This window comes from Rubellimicrobium roseum (assembly GCF_006152145.1).
GTDB classification, from domain to species: Bacteria; Pseudomonadota; Alphaproteobacteria; order Rhodobacterales; family Rhodobacteraceae; genus Rubellimicrobium; species Rubellimicrobium roseum.
In genome coordinates, this window is sequence record NZ_VDFV01000031.1 from 37,529 (window position 1) to 43,824 (window position 6,296).

6 protein-coding genes are annotated in these 6,296 nt (G+C 67.7%); 4 read left to right on the plus strand and 2 right to left on the minus strand.

Annotated features, from left to right (window positions below; translation table 11 throughout):
* Positions 1 to 208: 208 nt before the first annotated feature.
* Positions 209 to 544, minus strand: a complete 336-nt coding sequence (locus tag FHG71_RS24775) for an NTP transferase domain-containing protein (protein WP_139082769.1) — start codon at positions 542 to 544, stop codon at positions 209 to 211.
* 453 nt (positions 545 to 997) lie between these two features.
* On the opposite strand from FHG71_RS24775, the gene FHG71_RS16300 reads away from it, so the two are divergent.
* Both FHG71_RS16300 and FHG71_RS16305 read left to right on the plus strand, forming a co-directional pair.
* Positions 998 to 1,531, plus strand: coding sequence for a DUF421 domain-containing protein (locus FHG71_RS16300; RefSeq protein ID WP_139082762.1), 534 nt, complete (start codon positions 998 to 1,000; stop codon positions 1,529 to 1,531).
* A 96-nt stretch (positions 1,532 to 1,627) separates the two neighbouring features.
* Complete coding sequence (locus FHG71_RS16305) at positions 1,628 to 2,881, plus strand: DUF2254 domain-containing protein (RefSeq protein ID WP_139082763.1); 1,254 nt, start codon at positions 1,628 to 1,630, stop codon at positions 2,879 to 2,881.
* A 250-nt stretch (positions 2,882 to 3,131) separates the two neighbouring features.
* Here the strand turns inward: FHG71_RS16305 and FHG71_RS16310 are convergent, their stop codons facing one another.
* Positions 3,132 to 3,371, minus strand: a complete 240-nt coding sequence (locus tag FHG71_RS16310; protein WP_139082764.1) for a hypothetical protein — start codon at positions 3,369 to 3,371, stop codon at positions 3,132 to 3,134.
* Between the two features lie 505 nt (positions 3,372 to 3,876).
* On the opposite strand from FHG71_RS16310, the gene FHG71_RS23640 reads away from it, so the two are divergent.
* Complete coding sequence (locus tag FHG71_RS23640) at positions 3,877 to 4,218, plus strand: hypothetical protein (protein ID WP_176559456.1); 342 nt, start codon at positions 3,877 to 3,879, stop codon at positions 4,216 to 4,218.
* Positions 4,218 to 6,110 carry a pyrroloquinoline quinone-dependent dehydrogenase gene (locus tag FHG71_RS16325; protein WP_139082765.1) on the plus strand — a complete coding sequence of 631 codons (1,893 nt, stop codon included), beginning with the start codon at positions 4,218 to 4,220 and terminating at the stop codon, positions 6,108 to 6,110. The genes FHG71_RS23640 and FHG71_RS16325 overlap by 1 nt, the downstream gene beginning before the upstream one ends.
* The last annotated feature ends 186 nt before the right edge of the window (positions 6,111 to 6,296 follow it).

Sequence of the window (6,296 nt, forward strand, 5' to 3'; positions counted from 1 at the left end):
CGACGGCTGGCGCCATGTCGGTCCTCCCTTGACGCCCGTCTCCGCAGGAGGGGTCGCCGCGTCGCTGGCCGTACCGGGTTCCGCAGGCCGAAGGCCTACGGGACCTGACACGCAAAAGGCCGTTCGTCGCGTCCTTGTTCCCCGGAGAATCAGGGACCCGGCACTCATCCGTGGATGTCCCTGGCGGACGGTCAAGGCTGGGGCGAGGTCAGAGCCTCCAAGTCCGATCGTCGATGCTGCCGAGCACGGCCCCTGGGTCGCTTGTGATCAACCGGACAATCTCCGCATGACTCCGCAGGTGAGCCCGCCTGCCCTGATCGCCCTGCAAGACGGTGACTTCAGAATAGAGATCGCGGGCGAACGCAACGCGATGTTCCGGATGCTCGCCGAGACGGGACTCGGCGGCTGTCGCGTCCCGATCGAGCGCCTCCAAGAGCGGAGTGGCGGCCTGAGCCGGAGCCAGCGGCATGTCGGCCAGGAGGGCCACCACGCCACGGCTGGAGGACGGCAGAGACTTGAGCCCGCGTCGGAGGGAGGCCGACAGGACCTCATCCCCAGTCCTGGTGGCGCGCGACGGTCAGGCGCTTGTCCCCGATCAGGCCCAAGGCCGCCTCCACCAGATCGGCGTCGCTGCCGATCACGGCATGCAGTCTTTCACGGGGGTCGCCAAGTCGATCCGGGCTTCGGCGCAGACCTGGAGTTTGTCCGTCAGGCCGCGAGAAGCCTGCGTCCCCCGCACCGCGATCCGGCTCCGGCCACCAGCAGCAGAGCGTGATGGCCGGTCACGCGCTCGCACCCGTGCCAGCCCGGCGCCGCGCGACGAGGTCGGCTAGAAGGAAGAGTGCGGCCGTCGTGCCCACCACGAAGCCGTCGTGGAGATCCAGCCTGCCAACACGTATCCGATCGCGGCGCCGGCGCGTTGACGAGGCGAACGACCGGAACCGTCCGGCGATGTCCGACCTTGGGCGGCAATGAATCCGGAAACGGAGAAGGTCGGATGATCGATCTATTCGAAAGCTGGGGCGGCATCGGGCGCGTTATGCTCGTGGGAACGCTCGCTTATGCCGGTCTCGTTCTCGTGCTGCGCGTCACGGGCAAGCGGACGCTGTCCAAGATGAACGCTTTCGATCTCGTGGTGACGGTGGCGCTGGGATCGGCCCTCTCGTCCACGATGCTGTCGAAGAGCACGTCCTTGGCAGAAGGCCTCGCGGGGATGGCGCTGCTGGTCCTGCTTCAATTCGCGGTCACCTGGGCATCGGTCCGATCAGATGCCGTGCAGGATCTCGTGAAGGCTCAGCCCGCGCTCCTCGTCCACCGCGGCCAGTGGCGGGAGGCCGCGATGCGCCGCGAACGGGTCACGCGCGAGGAGGTCCTCGCCGCCCTGCGCAGCCAAGGGGTGGCGGTCCTGGACGACAGCACCACCGTGGTGATCGAGACGGACGGATCGCTGTCCGTGCTTGCTGAAGCATCATCCGGAGACGGCAGGTCGAGCCTGGCCAATGTGGCGGGGTCCCAAGGAAGAAAAAGATAAAGGGATACGCATGCAAGATCGGTCGAGAATGCAGGCCGGTTCGCGCCGTGGCGTCGGTCGGGCACCGGATAGTTCCTCTTTGATGGGGGCTTGAGGATGAGTGGTTCCCACCTCCGGCTGATCGCCTCGCGCATGCTGCGATCGCTCTGGTTCCGGCCGGCGCTCTATGCGATCCTGGCACTGGCCGTGCTCGCCACGGCGCCCTTCGTGGCCCATCTCCTGCCCGATGGGCTGATGAAGCTCATCGGCCTCAGCGGCGTCTACGACCTGCTCGACGCGCTCGCCAACACGCTTCTGGCCGTCGCGATCTTCTCCCTTGGAATCATGGCTTCGTCGCTCCATGCGGCCTCCGCCAGCACCTCGCCCCGGGTCCGTCCGCTCCTCGTGGAGGACAGCACCGCGCGCGCCGCCATATCCACCTTCATCGGTGGCTTCGTCTTCGCCGTCGTGGGGATCGTCGGACTGTCTACCGGCTACTACAGCGACGCCTCAAAGGTGCTCCTGTTCTTCGTGACTTGCGCCCTTCTCCTCGGGCTCATCGTGACCTTGATCCGCTGGATCGCCCGGTTGAGCCGCTTGGGCGGAGTGGCCGAGGCCGTCGATCTCGTCGAGGCGGCCACCCGTCAGTCGTTGCGGGAACTCGCGGGCGATCCCCTGTTGGGAGGAGCCCCGGTCTCCGCTCGTCCGCGCGACGGCGTTCCCGTCCTGCCTGGGAAGCCCGGCTTCGTGCAGGCCGTCGACACGGAGAGCTTGGGATGCCTAGCCGAGGAGATGCGAACGGACCTGCACTTGCTTGCGCGACCCGGCGCCTTCGTGGGACCTGGTCGGCCTCTCCTCCTCACGTTGCGTACGTTGTCCGAAGAAGAGGAAAGCCGGCTTCGTGCGGCCTTTCTCGTCGGTGGCCAGCGCACCTATGAGAAGGATCCACGCTTCGGCCTTACGGTGCTGTCCGAGATCGCCTTGCGCGCGCTCTCCCCGGCAGTGAACGACCCGGGCACCGCCATCGGCGTGATCGCCACCTCGACGGCCCTTCTGTCGGATTGGGCGGCCCAAGCAGCCGCGGCCTGTCCGTCGGTGCGCCACCCCCGCCTCCACGTGGAGCGGCTGCCGGTCGAGGATCTGGTCGAGGACGCCTTCCGCTGGATCGCGCGGGATGGGGCGGCGATGCTCGAGGTGCAGCTCTGGGTCCAAAAGGGACTCGGCATGCTGGTCGCGCAGGACGAGGCGAGGTTCGGCCCGGCGGCCCGTCGTCTCGCGGCCGAAGCTCTTGACCGGGCGGAGACGTCGCTGACCCTTCCAGCGGATCGGGAAGCCCTGCGCCTGGTCGCGTGGATCGCGCACCCCGCCTGAGCGCGCCTTAGCGCTTGCGGCCGCCGCCTTGCGGGCCGGACGGGGCTGCGGCCCATCGCGCCGGGGTGGCCAGCCTTCGCGCTGCCGACCACTTCTTCGGTCCGGTCGGGGGTGGGGGGACACCACCGTGTCGGGAAGGGTATGTCGATGCCGGCCCGGTCGAGTGTCTCCTTGATCGCTCGAATGACTCGGACCCGGGTGTGGACGATGCTGGTGCGCCGGCTGTCCTACCACACGCGGACCTTGAGCGTCACCTGCGATCCCGCGAACTCATAGGGCAGGACCTCGGGGCGGGGTCGGCGACGAGGCCTTCGACGCCCCGCCGCGCCGATGGGATCGCCGCCCGCGCCGCAGCGATACCTTTGCCATGGCCGATGCCGACGTCCACTCCGGTCCGTCGCAGCGTGCAAGCGGTGTTTACCGTCACCGCATTGGTGAAGGTGGCGGCGTTGAAGATGATCGCCCGCCGCCCATCATACGTGCGGATCATGGTGGCGCGGTTCTCGATCCACTCGACCTTCCCCCGTGACCATTCGCTACGATTTTGTCGCCCACTCGGAAGGGCCGCCGGAGCAGGAGCGGTGATCCGGCGAGCCAGTTTTGGAGGATGTCCTTGAAAGCGAAGCCGATGGCGACCGAGCCGATGCCAGGGCCCGCGATCAGGTCGCCGGGGTTGAAGGTGGGAATGACGATAATGAGCCCGATGAGCGAGCCCAAGATATGACTACTTACTTGACGAGCAGGTCCAGCGCCGCGCCGGGAATGGCGCGTTCGTGCCGCTCGTCCCAGCGGTGGATCGCTTTCCGGAGTCCCTATGCGACTGCTGCGCAGAGAAGAAGCACGAGGACTGCCACCAAGAGGTTGGGCAGGAGGCGTTGAAACCCCTCCACCGGCGCGGGAAAGGCGAGTTGCTCCTGCTCGGGTGACCTAGGGGGAACTTCCTGTTGCTCCCGGCGGTTGCGGCCCCGATGAATAATCCCGGCCGGAGCCCTGTCATGCGCCTCTCCTACCTCCTTGTCCTCCTGCCCGCGACGGTGAGCGCGGTCTTGGGCGGAGCGGCCTATATAAGGCCTGACAGTGGCGTGGACGGCACCGGGGGGGCGCTCCTGGCGCTGGCCGGAGCGGTGGCGGTGGCGGTAGGGGCGCTCATCGCCCTGACGGCTGTGCTACGCGGGGCGCTGCGCGGCGTCCTCGACGCGCTCCTGTTCCTCGGCGCGGCCTTGACCGCGGTCGCGGCCTGGTTTCTCATGCAGGACGCCTTCGCCGCCGCCATGGCGCTGGCCGCACTAGGGGTTCTGATCGCCGTTCTCCTTCGCCCGCGCAGGAGGCTCGCCTGATGCGCCAACTCGCCGTCCGGCCCCTGCTCGCCCTTGTCCTTCTCGGCTCGCCCGCCCTGGCCGAGCAACCGGTCTGGGACAGCTTTAACGGCAATCTTGCCGCGACCAAGTTCGCCGATGTCACGAGCTTCACGCCCGAGACGGTGGGCCGGCTTGAACGCGCCTGGGAGGTCCAGACCGGCGACGTGTCCGACGGCTCGGGCGAGCTGCCCGAGACGGTCTGGTCCGCCACCCCCATCTACGCGAACGGCACGCTTTATCTTGGCACACCCTTCTACCGCATCCTCGCACTCGACCCGGCGACGGGGGTCCAGAAGTGGAGCTACGACAGCCAGTCCACGCTCGAGGCGCTGACCCAGCCCGCGCTCAAGAACCGTGGCGTCGCCTACTGGGAAAGTGGGGCGGCAGAAGCCTGCGGGAAGCGGGTCTACATCGGCACGATGGACGCCACGCTTCATGCCGTGGACGCCGACACCGGGGAACCATGCGCCGATTTCGGTCAGGGTGGCGTCGTTGATGTGAACCAGTGGAACGACGTCAACGACCGCTTTCCGTTCTCGCTCCTCCAGCCGCCGACGGTGGTGGGCGACACGCTGCTTCTGGGCTGGGCGGGCAAGGATTGGGAATACACCGTGGCGCCGCCGGGCAACCTCCTCGCGCTCGATGCTCGCACGGGCGAACTGCTGTGGGAGACATCCTTTATCCCTGAGGAGATGGTCCAGCAGACCGGCACCGCCAACATCTGGACGTCCATGGCCGCCGACCCGGAGCTCGGGCTAGTCTACGCGCCCGTGTCCTCGCCATCCCCCAACTACTGGGGAGGCAACCGGCTCGATGACATCCCGCTCGCGACCTCCATCACGGCGGTGGACGTGGCGACGGGCGAGGTTCGCTGGAGCCGCCAGATCGTCCACCACGACATCTGGGACTACGACACGCCCTCGGCTCCCGTCCTCGTAGACATCGACCGCGGCGGAGAAACCATTCCCGCTCTCGTGCAGACAACCAAGCAGGGCTTCCTCTTCGTCCTCGACCGCCGCACCGGCGAGCCCGTCTTCCCGATCGAGGAGCGCCCCGTTCCGCCGTCGGACGCCGAGGGCGAGGTCGCCGCGCCCACCCAGCCCTTCGTGGATCTGCCGCCCCCGACCGTAGACGTGTCCGACATGCCCGAGGTCTGGGGGCTGGCCGACCTCCTGAGCGGTGGGCAGTGCTCGGAGGACCGCGAGACCTACCGCTACGAGGGGCCTTTCACGCCCCCGTCGGAGCAGGGGACCTTCATGTATCCGGGCACCGCGGGCGCCAACAACTGGGGTGGCCCGGCGGTCGATCCGGTGAACGACGTGCTCTACATCAACTCGATGCGCATTGTGCAGGTGATCCGCCTGATCCCACGCGCCGAATACGAGGAGGTCGACGGCGGCAGCGGCAACGAGGAGGGCTACTACCCGCAGGAGGGATCGCCCTACGGTATCCACCTGACCGAATGGCGCACGTCCCTCGGCCTGCCCTGCTGGGAGCCGCCCTACGGCACCTTCTCGGCCTACGACCTGCGCACGGGCGAGCGGCTCTACGAGGTGCCCTTCGGCCTCTCGCAGCAATGGGGCTTCTACGGCCTGCGCGACTGGGGCTCGCCCACGCTGGGGGGGCCGGTGGTGACGGCGGGGGGCGTCATCTTCATCGGTGCCTCGATGGACGCGCGGGTACGTGCACTCGACGCGGCCACGGGCAAGGAGATCTGGTCCGATCTCGTGGAGGCCCCCTCGGTCGCCATCCCGGCCGTCTTCACGCACGAAGGCGTCGATTACGTGGTCTTCGTCGCGGGCGGCAACTCGATCCTAAAGCCCGAGGTCTCGGACCAGGTCGTGGCCTACCGGCTTCCGGCTGGCGAATAGCGCTGGACTCCGTCGGTCGAGGGGCTCGCCGACCGTCACGGAACATCTTGTCACAGTCCGACAGAAGGCCAGCGAACTTCTGAGAGACGCCTTGCTTAAGCTTTTCCGGATCGCACGGCATTGTTGCGGAACTCGACTGGAGGCCGAGGTTGCCCCTTTCCCCTTCAGGTCAGGCGACGCGCGTGA

Coding starts and splice junctions, on each gene's coding strand:
- FHG71_RS16300 (WP_139082762.1), top strand. CDS start 998: ATGATCGATCTATTCGAAAGCTGGGGCGGCATCGGGCGCGTTATGCTC.
- FHG71_RS16305 (WP_139082763.1), top strand. CDS start 1,628: ATGAGTGGTTCCCACCTCCGGCTGATCGCCTCGCGCATGCTGCGATCG.
- FHG71_RS16310 (WP_139082764.1), bottom strand. CDS start 3,371: ATGATCCGCACGTATGATGGGCGGCGGGCGATCATCTTCAACGCCGCC.
- FHG71_RS23640 (WP_176559456.1), top strand. CDS start 3,877: ATGCGCCTCTCCTACCTCCTTGTCCTCCTGCCCGCGACGGTGAGCGCG.
- FHG71_RS16325 (WP_139082765.1), top strand. CDS start 4,218: ATGCGCCAACTCGCCGTCCGGCCCCTGCTCGCCCTTGTCCTTCTCGGC.